Origin of the sequence: Qipengyuania gaetbuli, assembly GCF_009827315.1 — a bacterium.
Classification (GTDB): Bacteria; Pseudomonadota; Alphaproteobacteria; order Sphingomonadales; family Sphingomonadaceae; genus Qipengyuania; species Qipengyuania gaetbuli.
Map to the genome: position 1 here is coordinate 1,351,149 of NZ_WTYF01000004.1, position 14,985 is coordinate 1,366,133.

At 65.8% G+C, this 14,985-nt stretch carries 14 protein-coding genes and 1 tRNA gene; 7 read left to right on the plus strand and 8 right to left on the minus strand.

All coding sequences use genetic code 11. The annotated features are described in order from the left end of the window. Positions 1 to 54 precede the first annotated feature (54 nt). Genes GRI42_RS09060 through GRI42_RS09070 form a run of 3 tightly spaced genes read left to right on the plus strand, consistent with a single transcriptional unit; the run spans position 55 to position 4,489 of the window. Positions 55 to 975 (plus strand): phytoene/squalene synthase family protein, encoded by a 921-nt coding sequence (locus GRI42_RS09060; RefSeq protein ID WP_325065317.1) that lies wholly within the window; start codon positions 55 to 57, stop codon positions 973 to 975. A 36-nt stretch (positions 976 to 1,011) separates the two neighbouring features. Continuing rightward, positions 1,012 to 2,880: an acetyl/propionyl/methylcrotonyl-CoA carboxylase subunit alpha gene (locus GRI42_RS09065; RefSeq protein ID WP_160608189.1), complete on the plus strand. Its 1,869-nt coding sequence runs from the start codon at positions 1,012 to 1,014 to the stop codon at positions 2,878 to 2,880. A gap of 58 nt (positions 2,881 to 2,938) precedes the next feature. Beyond that, positions 2,939 to 4,489 (plus strand): acyl-CoA carboxylase subunit beta, encoded by a 1,551-nt coding sequence (locus tag GRI42_RS09070; protein WP_160608190.1) that lies wholly within the window; start codon positions 2,939 to 2,941, stop codon positions 4,487 to 4,489. Here the strand turns inward: GRI42_RS09070 and GRI42_RS09075 are convergent. After that, on the minus strand, positions 4,486 to 5,751 hold the full coding sequence (locus GRI42_RS09075; RefSeq protein ID WP_160609159.1) for a multidrug effflux MFS transporter: 1,266 nt from the start codon (positions 5,749 to 5,751) through the stop codon (positions 4,486 to 4,488). The genes GRI42_RS09070 and GRI42_RS09075 overlap by 4 nt on opposite strands. A 65-nt stretch (positions 5,752 to 5,816) precedes the next feature. Between GRI42_RS09075 and dinB the strand changes: the two genes are divergently transcribed. Further along, the gene (dinB, locus tag GRI42_RS09080) at positions 5,817 to 6,932 is read left to right on the plus strand and encodes a DNA polymerase IV (RefSeq protein WP_160608191.1); all 1,116 of its coding nucleotides are present in this window, start codon (positions 5,817 to 5,819) and stop codon (positions 6,930 to 6,932) included. On the opposite strand, the gene GRI42_RS09085 is transcribed toward dinB, so the two are convergent. The 5 genes from GRI42_RS09085 to GRI42_RS09105 all read right to left on the minus strand — a co-directional run bounded on the left by GRI42_RS09085 (position 6,929) and on the right by GRI42_RS09105 (position 10,529). After that, on the minus strand, positions 6,929 to 7,399 hold the full coding sequence (locus GRI42_RS09085) for an NUDIX domain-containing protein (protein ID WP_160608192.1): 471 nt from the start codon (positions 7,397 to 7,399) through the stop codon (positions 6,929 to 6,931). The two genes, dinB and GRI42_RS09085, sit on opposite strands and share 4 nt — an antisense overlap. Then, on the minus strand, positions 7,387 to 8,007 hold the full coding sequence (locus tag GRI42_RS09090; RefSeq protein WP_160608193.1) for a 6-phosphogluconolactonase: 621 nt from the start codon (positions 8,005 to 8,007) through the stop codon (positions 7,387 to 7,389). Before GRI42_RS09090 ends, GRI42_RS09085 begins: the two co-directional genes overlap by 13 nt. A 73-nt stretch (positions 8,008 to 8,080) precedes the next feature. Continuing rightward, entirely contained in the window at positions 8,081 to 8,542 is a 462-nt protein-coding gene (locus GRI42_RS09095; RefSeq protein ID WP_160608194.1) for a Dps family protein, read from the minus strand. Positions 8,543 to 8,641: 99 nt separating this feature from the next. Beyond that, positions 8,642 to 9,202, minus strand: coding sequence for a hypothetical protein (locus GRI42_RS09100; RefSeq protein WP_160608195.1), 561 nt, complete (start codon positions 9,200 to 9,202; stop codon positions 8,642 to 8,644). A 10-nt stretch (positions 9,203 to 9,212) separates the two neighbouring features. After that, a complete protein-coding gene (locus GRI42_RS09105) occupies positions 9,213 to 10,529 on the minus strand; it encodes an alkaline phosphatase PhoX (RefSeq protein WP_234033925.1) in 1,317 nt (438 codons plus the stop codon). Positions 10,530 to 10,610: 81 nt separating this feature from the next. Between GRI42_RS09105 and GRI42_RS09110 the strand changes: the two genes are divergently transcribed. After that, positions 10,611 to 11,405 (plus strand): SDR family oxidoreductase, encoded by a 795-nt coding sequence (locus GRI42_RS09110; protein WP_160608197.1) that lies wholly within the window; start codon positions 10,611 to 10,613, stop codon positions 11,403 to 11,405. A 2-nt stretch (positions 11,406 to 11,407) separates the two neighbouring features. Here the strand turns inward: GRI42_RS09110 and GRI42_RS09115 are convergent, their stop codons facing one another. Both GRI42_RS09115 and GRI42_RS09120 read right to left on the minus strand, forming a co-directional pair. Next, positions 11,408 to 12,352 (minus strand): alpha/beta fold hydrolase, encoded by a 945-nt coding sequence (locus GRI42_RS09115; RefSeq protein ID WP_199800452.1) that lies wholly within the window; start codon positions 12,350 to 12,352, stop codon positions 11,408 to 11,410. A 76-nt stretch (positions 12,353 to 12,428) separates the two neighbouring features. Continuing rightward, positions 12,429 to 12,502, minus strand: a tRNA-Gly gene (locus GRI42_RS09120). Positions 12,503 to 12,617: 115 nt separating this feature from the next. On the opposite strand from GRI42_RS09120, the gene GRI42_RS09125 reads away from it, so the two are divergent. Both GRI42_RS09125 and GRI42_RS09130 read left to right on the plus strand, forming a co-directional pair. Then, positions 12,618 to 13,691 carry a PLP-dependent cysteine synthase family protein gene (locus GRI42_RS09125; protein WP_160608198.1) on the plus strand — a complete coding sequence of 358 codons (1,074 nt, stop codon included), beginning with the start codon at positions 12,618 to 12,620 and terminating at the stop codon, positions 13,689 to 13,691. 27 nt (positions 13,692 to 13,718) lie between these two features. After that, a complete protein-coding gene (locus tag GRI42_RS09130) occupies positions 13,719 to 14,933 on the plus strand; it encodes a DUF819 family protein (protein WP_160608199.1) in 1,215 nt (404 codons plus the stop codon). The last annotated feature ends 52 nt before the right edge of the window (positions 14,934 to 14,985 follow it).

Consider the following 14,985-nt stretch of genomic DNA (forward strand, 5'->3'; position numbering starts at 1 on the left):
CCGGCCCGGGCTGGCGGCGGGCGCGAGCGGCACTTCCTGGTCGACAAGGCGCGGGTGGCGATCGAGGAAGGCTCGCACAGCTTCGCCGCCGCTTCCAAGCTGTTCGACCGCGGGACGCGCGAGCGGGCTTGGCTGCTCTATGCCTGGTGCCGGCGGTGCGACGACATTGCCGACAACCAGGACAAGGGCGGGCCGCTGGGCGACCAGGGCGACCTAAAGAACGCGGAAGACCGCGTACAGGCCATCCGCGTGCTGACGAAGCGCGCGCTCGACGAACAGCCAACCGCTGATTTCGCCTTCGACGCTTTCGGGCTGGTCGCCGACGAGACGGGCCTCACCTGGGAAATGGCCAACGACATGATCGGCGGCTTCGCGCTCGACGCGACCCGCTGGCAGCCAAAGACCGAGGCCGACATGCTGCGCTACTGCTATCACGTAGCCGGATCGGTCGGCGTGATGATGGCCGTGGTGATGGGCGTGAGCACCGACGACGGCGAAACGCTCGACCGCGCCTGCGATCTCGGCCTTGCCTTCCAGATGGCGAATATCGCGCGCGATATCCTCGAAGATGCGGAGGCAGGCCGCTGCTACCTGCCTGCGACATGGCTGGCCGAAAAGGGCTGGCAGGCGGGCGAACACGCGCATCCGGACAACCGCTTCGTCCTCGCCAGCCTCATGCCGCGCCTGATTGCACTGATGGAAAAGCACGAGGCGGCATCGAAACTCGGCGCGAAGAAGCTGCGGTTCCGCCAGCGATGGGCGGTGCTGGCCGCGGCCAATATCTACGGCGCCATCGGGCGCAAGGTCCTCTCCCGCGGCCAGAAGGCGTGGGAACGCCGGGTGCGCGTGAGCGGGCTCGAAAAACTCTGGCACGTCGCTACCGCTTTTATTGAGGCGCTTTGGAACCGGCCGTCCGGTCCTGCCGAACCGATCATATGGACGCGCCACGATTTCCGCCCCGTTGCAGGCTGGTAGCTTGAAGCTGCGCGACGCTACGTCTAGCGAGCGTCCATGATCCAAAAGCTCCTTATCGCCAATCGCGGCGAGATCGCCTGCCGCATCATCCGCACCGCGCGCGAAATGGGCATCGCCACTGTCGCGGTCTATTCGGATGCCGACGCGAAGGCGCTGCATGTCCGCAGCGCCGACGAGGCGGTCCACATCGGCCCCTCGCCCGCTGCCGAAAGCTATCTGGTGGGCGAGAGGATCATCGCCGCCGCGAAGCAAACCGGCGCCGAGGCGATCCATCCGGGCTACGGCTTCCTCTCCGAAAACGCAGGTTTCGCGCAGGCGGTGATCGACGCGGGGCTGATCTGGGTCGGGCCCAAGCCGGCCAGCATCGAAGCGATGGGCCTGAAGGACGCCGCCAAGGAGCGGATGATCGCTGCGGGCGTTCCGGTAACCCCGGGCTATCTCGGCGAAGACCAGTCGGTCGAACGCCTGAAGAAGGAGGCCGACGCGATCGGCTATCCCGTGTTGATCAAGGCGGTCGCGGGCGGCGGCGGCAAGGGGATGCGCAAGGTCGACGCCGCAGCCGATTTCGAGGCCGCGCTGGAAAGCTGCCGGCGCGAGGCCAAGGCCAGCTTCTCCAACGACGAGGTACTGCTGGAAAAGTGGATCACCTCGCCCCGCCACATCGAGGTGCAGGTCTTCGGCGACAGCCACGGCAATGTCGTCCACCTGTTCGAACGCGACTGCTCATTGCAGCGCCGTCACCAGAAGGTGATCGAGGAAGCCCCTGCCCCCGGCATGGACGAGACGACGCGCGAGGAAATCTGCGCCGCCGCCGTCCGCGCCGCCAAGGCGGTCGATTACGAGGGCGCAGGCACAATCGAATTCATCGCCGACGCCAGCGAAGGCCTGCGCGCCGACCGCATCTTCTTCATGGAAATGAACACGCGCCTGCAGGTCGAGCACCCGGTGACCGAGGAGATCACTGGCATCGATCTGGTGGAATGGCAGCTGCGTGTGGCGAGCGGTGAGCCGATCCCGCTGCAGCAGGAAGAGCTAAGCATCGACGGCTGGGCCATCGAGGCGCGGCTCTATGCAGAAGACCCGGCGAAAGGCTTCCTGCCGAGTACCGGCCGTCTCGACCATCTCGAATTCGTGGAAGAAGGTCGCGTGGAAACCGGCGTCGAGGAAGGCGATGCGATCTCGCCTTTCTACGACCCGATGGTGGCCAAGCTGGTCAGCTGGGGCGAAACCCGCGACGAGGCCATCGAAGGCCTCGATGCCATGACTGCGGGCGTCGAAGTCTGGCCCGTGCGCACCAATGCCGGTTTCCTCAACCGGGCGCTCAACGATCCTGATTTCGTCATGGGCAATCTCGACACCGGCTTCATCGGCGAACGGCTCGACAGCCTCGTTCCGACAGGCGAGCCTGACGAGGAAGTCTGGCAGACAGCAGCCGCATTCGCCCTGTTCGACGAGGACGAGGACACCGAAGGCAGCTCGCTTTCCGGCTTCCGCCTCAACGCCGAACCGCGCCGCAGCGTCGCGCTGGCCAATGGCGGCGAGACCCGCACCTTGTCGGGCGATGGCGCGCTGCCCGAGGCGACCGGCCTGCTCGATGCGGAAAGCGTCATCGTGTTCGACGAGGGCATGGCCTACGACTTCGCGCTGTCGACGCGCGGCGGCGGCCACCACCATGCCCACGACGGCGACATCATCGCCCCCATGCCGGGCAAGGTCATCGCGGTCGACGTGGCGGACGGTGACAGCGTCACCGCCGGCCAGCGCCTGATGGTACTCGAAGCGATGAAGATGGAACACGCCCTCACCGCACCGTTCGACGGGACCGTTACCGGCCTGTCGGTCAGCGCCGGCAGCCAGGTGCAGGTCGAGGCCGTGCTGGCGGTTGTGGAGCCTGTAGAAGAATAGGGCTTTCCTTTCGGCCCGTCCCTTGCAAGCGTGCCCTCCCTGAGGAGAGAGCACGCGCATGGGCTGGGACAAGGAACTGGAAGAACTGCGCCACCGCGAGGCGCTGGCCGAGCAGATGGGCGGCGCGGATAAGGTCGCCCGCCAGCATGGGCGCGGCAAGATGGACGCACGCGCCCGGCTCGCCGCGCTGTGCGACGATGGTACTTTCCGCGAAATCGGCAAGATCGCAGGACGCGGTTCCTATGACGAGGACGGCAATCTCACCGGCGTCCTTCCCGCCCCCTTCCTGTTCGGCAAGGCGCTGGTGAACGGCCGCCCGGTCGTGGCCACGGCCGACGATTTCACCATTCGCGGCGGGGCGGCCGACGCAGGCATCAGCCGCAAGATGGTGCAGGCCGAGAAGATGGCGCACGAACTGAAGCTGCCGATCATCCGCATGATCGACGGCACCGGCGGCGGCGGCAGCGTGAAGACGCTCGAACAGATCGGCGCGACCTATATCCCTGCCGTCCCCGGCTGGTCGGACGTGGTGAAGAACCTCGACACGGTGCCGGTCGTCGCCCTCGCGCTCGGCCCGACGGCAGGCCTCGGCGCGGCGCGCACGGTCGCCAGCCATTACTCGATCATGGTCAAGGGCCTCAGCCAGATCTTCGCCGCCGGGCCCGCCGTGGTCGACGGGCTGGGCGAAGCTTACAAGAGTTCGACCGACCACCAGCAGGCCAAGGAAGACCTCGGCGGCTCGGTGATCCACACCCGCAACGGCGTGGTCGACGACGAGGTGGGAAGCGAGGCCGAGGCCTTCGCGCGCGCTCGCCACTTCCTGTCCTTCATGCCCGAGCACGTCGGCCAGCTTGCCCGCCGCTCGCATTGCACCGATCCGGTCCATCGGCGCGAGGAAGCGTTGCTCAGCCTCGTCCCGCGCGATCCAAAGGCCGTCTATTCGATGCGCCGCTGCATGGAGATGGTGTTCGACCAGGGCACCGTGTTCGAGATCGGCCGGATGTGGGGCCGTGCCTGCATCACCGCGCTCGCCCGCCTCGATGGCTGTCCGGTGATGGTGTTGGCAAGCGACCCCAGCTACCTCGGCGGGTCGTGGGAAGCCAAGACCAGCGAGAAGGTCGAACGCTTCGTCAAGCTTGCCGACCAGTTCCGCCTGCCGATCGTACACCTCGTCGACAACCCAGGCTTCATGATCGGGCGCGAGGCGGAAATGGCGGGCACGATCCGGTACGGCGTGCAGGCGATGAACGCGATTTACAAGGCGAGCGTGCCTCTCGCCTCGGTGGTCCTGCGCCGCGCATACGGCATCGCCGGCAGCGCGATGAGCAATGCCGAGACATACCAGTACCGCTATTGCTGGCCTTCGGGCGACTGGGGCAGCCTGCCCATCGCGGGCGGGCTGGAGGTCGCCTACAAGTCGGAACTCGAAGCTGCGGACGATCCGGCCGCCGAACTGGAAGCCATCCGGGCGCGGCTGGACAAGGTCACCAGCCCCTTCCGCAGTGCCGAGCGCTTCAATGTCGAGGACATCATCGACCCGCGCGACACGCGGCCGCTGCTGTGCGAATTCGCCTCGCTCGCCTGGCGCAGGCTGGAAGCGGAAAGCTAGGCGTCGTCTTCCATCTTGTCGCCGAACAGCGTGCCGCGTTCGGAAAACAGCACGAAGGCGAGGCTGAGCACCGCCGTCACCAGCAGCGCGAGCGCCAGCGGACGCGCGGTCCCGTCATAGGCAAAGCCGACGAAGGCGCCCAGCAGCGCCCCGCTGGTCATGCGCAGGAAGCCCTGCGCACTCGAGGCGGCACCTGCGATATGGCGGAACGGCTGCAAGGCGATGGAGCCGAAATTGGCCCCGATGAAGCCCAGCAGGCTCATGTTCGCCGCCATCAGCGGGACGAAGGTCCACAGCGTCTCGTCGGGCTGGTTGGCGAAATAGTATTGGGCTGCCGCAATCGCGATGAAGGCAAACAGCGCGGCATGGCTGACCTTGCGCGCGCCGAAGCGTTCCACGATGCGGCTGTTCGACCAGTTGGCGAGTGCCATGCAGCCTGCGCAGATCGCGAAGATAAGCGGGAAGCGGTCGCCCGCGCCGAAGGCCTCGCCGATCAGCTGCTGGCTCGAATTGATGAAGCCGAACAATCCGCCGAAGACCAGCGCACTGCCGAGCGTGTAGCCGATGGTCTCGCGCAATGTCAGCGCGGCCTTCATATTGCGCGCGATCACCGGGATGCGGATTTCCTGCCGGTCTTCCTCGTGCAGTGTCTCGGGCAAGCGGAAATAGACCCATGCGCTCATCGCCACGCCTGCCACAGCCATGGACACGAAGATCCAGCGCCAGTCTCCCATCAGCACGAGCACGCCCTGCCCGACACTGGGCGCGACGGCGGGCACGAGCAGGAAGATCACAAAGATCAGGCTCATCATGCGTGCCATGCGGTCGCCGCCCACGCGGTCGCGGATGATGGCCGGCGGCAGGGCAATGATGCCCGCTGCGAAGAAGCCCTGGGCCGCACGCAGGGCCACCAGCCCGTCGAAAGTGGTTACCAGCGCGCAGGCGATCGACAGTACGATGTAGAGGAACAGCGCGACGAACAGCACGGGCCGTCGGCCGTAGCGGTCGGCAAATGCCCCCGGCACCAGCGTGCCGATGCCGGCGGCGAGCAGGTAAGCGCCGACCACGAACTGGCGGCGATTGCCCTCCGCACCCAGATCGCCGGCCAACACGTCGAGCGCGGGCAGGATGGCGTCGATGCCGAAAGCATTGAGCGCCATCAGCAGCGCCATCATCCAGATGAGTTCGCGCTCGCCGATCGGCGCACGCTTCGCGGCGGCGGCCGGGGGTCGTTCCCCGCTGGCAAGCTGGTCGTTTCGCATTTGCACAAAATGGCGGGTGGCGCACAAGGTTCCGCTTTGCAACCCATGTCGCTATCTGATGTTGCATGAGCGACACGCAAGGCAGCGATGAGGAGGAGGCCGACGGCCTCAGGAAAATCATCCATGTCGACATGGATGCCTTCTTCGCCAGCGTCGAGCAGCGCGATAATCCGGAACTGCGCGGCAAGCCCGTGGCGGTCGGCGGATCGAGCGGACGCGGCGTGGTCGCCGCCGCCAGCTACGAAGCGCGCAAATTCGGCGTGCGGAGCGCGATGCCCTCGGTCACGGCCAAGCGCCTGTGCCCCGACCTCATTTTCTGCAAATCGCGCTTCGATGTCTATCGCGAGGTCAGCCAGCAGATCCGCGCGATCTTCCGCCACCACACCGATCTTGTCGAACCGCTGAGCCTCGACGAGGCCTATCTCGACGTGACCGAGGACAAGCTGGGTATCGGCAGTGCAACGCGCATTGCCGAACTGATCCGGCAGGAAATCCGCGCCAAGACAAAGCTGACCGCGAGCGCGGGCGTGTCCTACAACAAGTTCCTCGCCAAGCTCGCCAGCGACCAAAACAAGCCCGACGGCCTGTGCGTGATTCGTCCCGGGGAAGGCGCGGAATTCGTCCAGGCGCTGCCCGTCAGGCGCTTCCACGGCGTGGGGCCCAAGGGCGCGGAAAAGATGGACCGGCTGGGCATCGAGACCGGTGCGGACCTCGCCGCGAAAGACATCGAGTGGCTGCGCGCCCATTTCGGCAGCTTCGCAGATTACCTCTACCGTGCAGCAAGGGGCATCGACCTCAGGCCCGTCCGCTCCAGCCGTATCCGCAAGTCGGTCGGAGGCGAGCGCACCTTCAGCCGCGACCTGTCATCGGGCAGCGAACTGCGCGATACGATGGAGGACATCATCGACATCGTCTGGGGCTATATCGAACGGGCCGAAGCGAAGGGGCGCACGGTCACGCTGAAGATGAAGTACACCGACTTCCAGATCTTCAGCCGCGCAAAGACGGTCGACAGGCCGATCGAGAGCAAGGAAGAATTCGCCGCCATCGGCCGCGCATTGCTGGAAGAAGTCCTGCCGCTGCCCATGCCGATCCGGCTGATGGGCCTGACCCTGTCGAAACTGCAGCGCGACGGCGAGGACGAACCGTCCCGTCCCGACGCGCAGCTCAGCCTGCTCTAATCCGCGCGCTGGCGCCACAGCTCCAGCCGCGCGCGCGTACGCGGGCTGAGCGGTTCGGGCAGCGAATGCGTGGGGAAGAACCGCGCTTCGAGGATCTCGCGCCCGTCGGCCTTGGGCACGTCGTTCACCACGCCCGAAAAGATATGCGCCGTGTGCGCTGCGCCCGACAGCGTTTCGTCGATCGTGCCGATCTGCTTGAGCGCGCTGATCTCGCAGCCCACTTCCTCGCGCAATTCGCGCCGGGCGGCGTCTTCGGGCGTCTCGCCCCGGTCGATCCCGCCGCCGACGAAGTACCAGAAATCGGGGCCGTAGCTGTGCCGCACCAGTAGGATCTGCCCGTCGAAATCGCGTGCGATCACGCTGACACCGTCGCGGCTCACGCCGGTGCGCTGCCGCACGATGGCGCGGATGCGATAGGCGATGCGAAGGGCGAACCGGTGGGCCGGAACCGGGATCAGGTGAAGCATGTCATCGGCTGGCTCGCGCCCGACAGGAAACGGGCGACGGGAAGGTCGCTGGCACCGGCAGCGGCGGCATCGAACACGGCGCGCTTGTCCTCGCCGCGGATCACGAATGCGACCTGCGCGGAATCGAGCAGCGCCGGCAGCGTCAGGCTGATCCGGTCGAAGGGCGCCTCGGGCGGCAGCGGATCGGGCGTGAGGCGCACGATCCGGCGCGCTTCATCGAGCTGCGGGTCGGTGTTGGGGAACAGCGAGGCGATGTGCCCGTCCGCCCCCATGCCGAGCCAGGCAAGGTCGAAACGCGGCACGGCTTCCATTTCGGTCAGCGTGACCACTTCGGCACCTGCCGGTTCGAAGAGGGCACGCAGCTTGCCCGTGTTCGAGGCTGCATGGTCTTCCGGCACGATCCGGTCGTCATTCGGCCAGACGACCAGCCGCGCGAAGTCGAGATCCCTTTCCAGCAGCTTGCCTATGATCGGGAACGGGGTCGAGCCACCCGGGACGGTGATGGTCACCGGACCTTCGGTGGATGCCAGTGCCTCTCCTAGGCGGGCCGCCAGCCAATCGGCAATCGCGCCGTCGTCCGCATTCTCGATGATCGTTACGTCAGCCATGACCGTCACATACAGCAAACCCGTCCGCACCCAAGGTGCGAACGGGCCTGAATTGGTATTTTTTCCGAAGGCCTTAATTGGCGGTCTGGTTCAGGAACCAGATGCGCTCCTCCGTCTGGTCGATCCAGTCGTCGACGATGCCGCTGGTGGCGTTGTCGCCGACTGCCTCCGCTTCTTCCTTCACCTTGGCCAAGCGGTCGTGAAGCTTGCGATTGTCGTCGCGCAGTTCGGCTACCATGGCATCAGCGGTGATGGTGACGTCGTCCTGGTCGGCGATCTTGGTCTCGCTCGCGATCGTCCCGATCGAGGTGAGCGTGTATTCGTCGTTCTTGCGCACGCGCTCGCCGATGGCGTCGACCGTCCCGATCAGCTGGGCGGCCTGTTCGTCGAACAGCAGGTGCAGGTCGCGGAAACGCGGCCCGGCGACGTGCCAGTGGAAGTTCTTGGTCTTCATGTAGAGCGCCAGCGTATCGGCCAGCGCGCCGTTCAAAGCGGTCACGAGACCGGCTTTCGAATTGTTGCCGATTTCGGCCATGATTTTTCCCCTTTGTCGGATTTCTGTCTTGTCCAACCAACGGTCGGGCAAGCGGGGAGTTTCATGGTGTATCTAGGTCGTTTTAATCGCTTCAGACGATTACGATATCAATCCGCGAACGGATAATCCGATTGTTACAGCCATCACTGCGAGCATGAAAGCAAGGCCAAGTCGCAGGCCCCTCAGCGGCAATTTTGCAAGCCCCGGCCCCAAGGCATAGCCGGTCGCCATGGCCGCGATTCCGCCGATTGCGCCTCCCGCCGCGGCCATGTGCGGGAGGGCGAGCGCCGCCCCCAATGCGAAGACGACGAAGCGCGCCGCATCGGTCGCCTGCCGCAGGATCAGCGTGAGCGCAGCCGCGCCGAGCGAGCGGGTCGGCTCTTCCGGCATCCGGCCACGGATGGGCCATGCCAGCTCGGCTGCAGACAGCAGCAGCGCCAGCGCAACGAACATCTGCGACGCATTGACCGACAGCATTTCCGCAAGCCGGCCGCCCGCCCATCCGGCCAGCGCGCCGGTCAGCGCCGCGCAGGCTAGCGCGGTAGCGAGGAGACCTGTCGAGGGCCCCAGCTTCGTCCGCACATGCGCCACTAGCAGCTGGTCGCGCGCGCCTGCCGACAGCACGAAGCTGGCGACAAAGGCTAAGAAGAACGCGCTCATTGCTGGCCCGTCAGGCGGCCCAGGGACCGGTGATCGCTATCGTGCGGGTCGGCGAATAGGCGTTGACGAAGAACCATTTGCCATCGGGCGAAAAACATCCGCCGGCCAGTTCGGTCTGCAGGTGCAGGCGTCCGAAGTCGTAGGGCTGGCCGTCGGGCGTGATACCGCGCAGATGGTTGTCGACGACCGGCGTGTATTGATCCTCGCAAACGATCAGATGGCCGTTGGGCCCGACTGTCAGGTTGTCGCCGTAATTGAACTGGTGCTGGCTCTCGCTCTCGAAGAACAGGGAGAAACGGTCCGCGCCCTTCCCGCGGCCCGGAGTGAGGCGGAAGACCTGGCCGAACTTGGCGAATCCGCCGCTGGTCGAACAGACGTAAAGCTCGTTCTCGCCCATGTGGATGCCCTCGCCCCGCGCGATGACGGCGGCGCCCATGCGGGCGGCGCGGGTGCGCAGGTCGTCTTCGGGTGCCTCCACATCGTCGAGATCGATCCACCGCACCGCGAAATCGCGGCCCACCGGCATGAGTGGCGTATCGAAATTGCGCGTATCGGCGATGCCATCGACGACCATGGCCTGCAGCTTGCCGCCTTCGGCCAGCTTGCCCGCGACTTTCGGGATGTAGCGGTAGAGCACCGAATCCGGCCGGTCCTCGGTCAGATAGACGTATCCGGTGACGGGATCGACACAGGCGGCTTCGTGGTTGAAACGGCCGATGGCCTTCAGCGGTACTGCATCGACCAAACCTTCGGCATCGGCGGGCACTTCGAACACCCAGCCATGGTCGCGGCCCAGCTTGTCGGGGGCGATCTGGTCGGGCTTGCTGACGAATTCCTCGCAGGTCAGCCAGCTGCCCCAGGGCGTGATCCCGCCCGCGCAATTACGGATCGTCCCTGCAAGCGAGCGGTATTCGCGCTTCTTTTCCAGCGTCTTCGCGTCGAGCACCAGCGTGGTCGTGCCGCCCGGCAGGACGAACTGGCCCGCTGCCTTGTCATAGCCGCTCGGGATGGTGCCGCCCGACCCGTCGGTGGGGACAAGCTCATGGTTGCGCACGAGCGCGATCTCGCCGTTGGGCAGCGGCAGGCAGCCCATGCCGTCGGCCTTGTCGGGCACCGTGCCCCCGTCGCTCATCGCGTCGTCGAGGCTCGATAGCAGCCGGTAGGTGAAGCCTTGCGGCAGGTCGATGAGGCCCGCCGGATCGGGCACGAGCGGGCCGTATCCGACCGCCTGCGTCGTACCGCGGGTCATGCAGCCGCTGAGCGTGAGCGCTCCGAAAGCGGTGGCAGTAGCGGACAGGAACTGGCGGCGGTGCAACTGGGCGGTCATCGAAAGTCTCTCCATTGGCCGACTGGCCTCGCCATGCGATAGCAGGGTGACTCGCAAATGACAGCACGAGAGGAGAGGCGGATGAAATTGACCGAAGGCATGGCCGCAGTGGTGACCGGCGGCGCATCGGGACTGGGCAAGGCAAGCGCCAGCGCACTGGCGGACCTGGGCCTCAAGGTGACGATCTTCGACGTCAACGAGGAAGCAGGCCAGGCCCATGCAGAGGCTATCGGCGGCCACTTCGCCTATGTCGACATCACCGACGAACAATCGGTGGTCGACGGTTTCGCCTCGGCCCGCGCGGCGCATGGGCAGGAACGCGTGACGGTCCACTGCGCCATGACCAGCCGCCGCGGCAAGACGCTGGGCTGGGACAAGGAAACGGGCGGCTACAAGCGCCTCTCGACCGAGGATTACGCTTTCGGGGCAGAAGGCATCCTCGTCTCGTCCTATCGCATCGCCAGCCATTCGGCACTGGGCATGGCGAACTCCGAACCGCTGAATGAGGACGGGGAGCGCGGCTGCATCACGCTCACCGCCAGCGTGGCGGCGCAGGACGGCCAGATCGGGCAGGTCATCTACGGCAGCTGCAAGGCGGGCGTGAACGGCCTCGTCCTGCCGATGGCCCGCGATCTCATGGACCTCGGCATCAGGGTCAATTCGGTCATGCCGGGCATTTTCGCGACGCCGCTGATGCTGGGCATGAAGGATCGCAACCCGCAGATGTGGGACCAGCTCAACGCCAGCGTGCCCTTCCCCAAACGGCTCGGCCACCCAGAGGAATTCGCTTCGCTGATCTGCGAAATCGCCCGCAACAGCTACATCAACGGACACCAGTTCCGCCTCGACGGCGCGATCCGGATGCCGCCGAAGTAGAATCACGCCAGTTTAGGCAGGCCCTCGCGGATCGCGGCCACCAGTTCGAGCGGGTGATCGACGAGGACGTGGTGGTGGGCACCGGCAATTCTTGTGACGAAGCGGCAGTCCTCGACCCCGGCGACCAGCTGCTCGATGCGGCCTTCGGGAAAGAGCTTGGAATGCTCGCCATAGATGACCCCGACCGGAGCCTGCTGACGGGAGTCGAATTCACGGCGTTCGAACTTGGCCCAGAATTGCGGGTCGAAGCGCCAGGTCCAACCGCCCGGATCGTCGTCGCTTTCGGCCACTTCGTGGAGCGCGCCGCGCGCCATCCAGTCGATGATTTCTGGCAAGCCGGCGTCCTGTTCTGGCAGAAAGCGAAACCGCCGCAAGGCCTCGGCGAGAGAGGGATAACGCGGGTTTCGGCTCCGCCCCTGCGCCAGCCGCGGCGGCGGCCCGCCCTCAGGCTGCGGCGGCGCCGAATCGACCAGGATGGCGGCCATGATGGCTTCGGGGCTGTACGCGCTCACGTAGCGGGCGGGGTAGCCACCGAAAGAATGTGCGATCAGCACCGGCGGGGCGCCCGATGCGGAAAGTCCCGCCGCCGTGATCGCCGCATGGATTTCCGCTGCGAATAGCGGGATATCGTAGGCCTCGCGCCAGTCCGACTTGCCCATCCCCGACCACGAAATTGCGGCGCAGCGATAGTCCTCGGCGAATTGCGGCGCGATGAAGCTCCACCAGTCGGCATGCGCCGCATTGCCGTGGAGGAACAGCAGGCCGGGCTTGCCGACCTCACCCCAGGTCAGCAGCTCGATGCTCGCGCCGTCGACGGTGAAAAAGCCGCGTTCGGGTGCCTGCGCGATCGCCGCATGGAACCACGGCGCAGCAGGCGGCCTTTCACCGCCGAAGCGCCCCAACAGCGTCCCGTCGAAATCCGGGCCCGATGATGCGATAGTGCTCAAGCTGTCCCCAAACCCGGTTGCATTTCGCCACCATTGGCGAGGGACAGGCGCTTTGCAAGCGCAAGTGCGGGGGCGCTGGAGCGGGTGAAGGGAATCGAACCCTCGTCGTCAGCTTGGGAAGCTGCTGCTCTACCATTGAGCTACACCCGCGAGGCGGCGCGGCGCTTGCCACGGATGGCGCGACCCGGTCAATCGATTCCGGCAGCGGCGGAAAAAGGTGCCGGCGCGGGTTCACCTTCGCGGTTTAGCCGATAGAAGGGGGCTCATGGCGACCAAGCGTGAATGGGTGAACTGGGCGATCGGACGGATCGAGGCGGACTTCAATCGTTCGGCCGATACGCACCTGATCCCGCTGCCCGTGCCAGCGCTGCCCGATATCGCGATTTACCTGAAGGACGAATCAAGCCACCCGACCGGCAGCCTCAAGCACCGGCTGGCGCGCTCGCTGTTCCTTTACGGCCTGTGCAACGGCTGGATCTGCGAAGGCACGCCCATCGTCGAGGCATCGAGCGGGTCTACCGCCGTATCCGAAGCCTATTTCGCCCGGATGCTGGGCCTGCCCTTCATCGCCGTGGTCCCCAAATCGACCGCGCAGGCCAAGATCGATGCCATCGCCTTCCATGGCGGCAAGTGCCACTTCGTCGACAATCCTTGCGAGATGTACGACGCGGCCCAGTCGCTCGCTGACGAGCTTGGCGGTCACTACATCGACCAGTTCACCTTTGCCGAACGGGCGACCGACTGGCGCAGCAACAACAATATCGCCGAATCGATTTTCGCCCAGATGGCACGCGAACCCCACCCGGTGCCGCGCTGGATCGTCTGCGGTGCGGGCACTGGCGGCACTTCGGCCACGATCGGCCGCTTCGCCCGCTACAACCGCCATGACACGCGCGTCTGCGTGGCCGATCCGGAAGGCTCGGTCTTCCACCGCCACTGGGCCGACCGGTCGATCGAGCGCGTCGACCATCCTTCCGGCTGCATCGAGGGCATCGGCCGCCAGCGCGTCGAGCCGAGCTTCCTGCCAGACGTGGTCGACCGCATGGAAGCGGTCAGTGACGAATGCTCCATCGCCGCCGCGCACGAGGTGAGCGAACGGCTGGGAAGGCGCTGCGGCGGATCGACCGGGACCAATGTCTGGGCCTGCGCCAAGATTGCCGCCGACATGGCCGAACGCGGCCTCAAGGGCTCCATCGTGTCCATCCTGTGCGACGACGGCGCGCGCTATGCCGACACGATCTTCGACGATGGCTGGCTGGCGCAGAAGGGCTTCGACATCACGCCCCAGCGCAAGAAGATCGCCCATTTCTTCGAGACTGGCACTTTCGCAGCCGGCTGACCGGATTTCCCCCGAGGAGAGCAATACGTGATTACCGACGACCGGATCATCCTGGGCCTGCTGGGCGTCGTCCTGGCATTCGTCTTCGCGACGCGCGACCGGCCGGGCTGGCAGAGGTTCTACACCTTCGTGCCGATCATCCTCGTGTGCTATCTCGTCCCCTCTCTGATGGTGACCTTCGGCCTGATCGACGTCACGGAAAGCAATCTGTGGACCGTGGCGAAGGACTTCTTCCTGCCTGCCGCCCTGTTCCTGATGACGCTCAGCATCGACCTGAAAGGCATCCTCGGCCTCGGCAGCAAGGCGATCATCATGTTCCTGACCGCCACGCTCGGCATCGTGCTGGGCGGTCCGGTCGCGCTGTTCATCGTCGCACAGTTCGACCCCTCGATCATCGGGACGGGTGACAATGCCGCATGGCGCGGGCTTGCGACGCTCGCCGGCAGCTGGATCGGCGGGGGCGCCAACCAGACCGCAATGCTCGAAGTCTACGGCTACAATATCGAGCGCTATTCCGCGCTCATCGCGGTCGACATCATCGTGGCGAACATCTGGATGATCTTCCTGCTCTACGGCGCAGGGGCGAGCGAAAAGGTCGACCGCTGGCTCGGCGCGGACAGCAGCGCGATCGACGCGCTGCGCGACAAGATGGCCGATTACACCAGCTCGGTCGAACGCGTGGCGAAGGCGAACGATTATGTCCTGCTCTTCGGCGTGACGCTGGCCGTGGTCGGCCTGTGCCACCTCGTCGGCAATGCGCTTGGCGGCTTCTTCGCCGATTTGCAGGGCGAGGACGCGACGCTGGCAAGCGGGTTCTTCTGGGTCGTGGTCATTGCAACCACGTTCGGCCTTCTCGCCAGCTTCACCCGCGCCCGCGAGCTCGAAGGCGTCGGCGCGAGCAAGTTCGGCACGCTGTTCATCTTCCTCCTCGTCGCGATCATCGGCACGAAGATGGACGTGACACAGCTCGGCGAAGCGCCCGGTTTCATGGCCGTCGGCCTCATCTGGATGGTCTTCCACGTCATCCTGCTGCTGGCCGTGGCGAAGCTCATCAAGGCACCGTTTTTCTTCGTGGCGGTCGGCAGCAAGGCTAACGTGGGCGGCGCGGCGTCGGCCCCGGTGGTGGCAGCCGCGTTCCACCCGGCCCTTGCGCCGGTGGGTGTGCTGCTCGCCGTTCTGGGCTATGCCTTGGGCACATACGGCGCGATCCTGTGCGCGCAGATGATGGCAGCGGTCGGCTAGGCGCAAATCAGGAGCGGTTTCATTTGATACCGGTTGATTTCGGAGCCTCTCC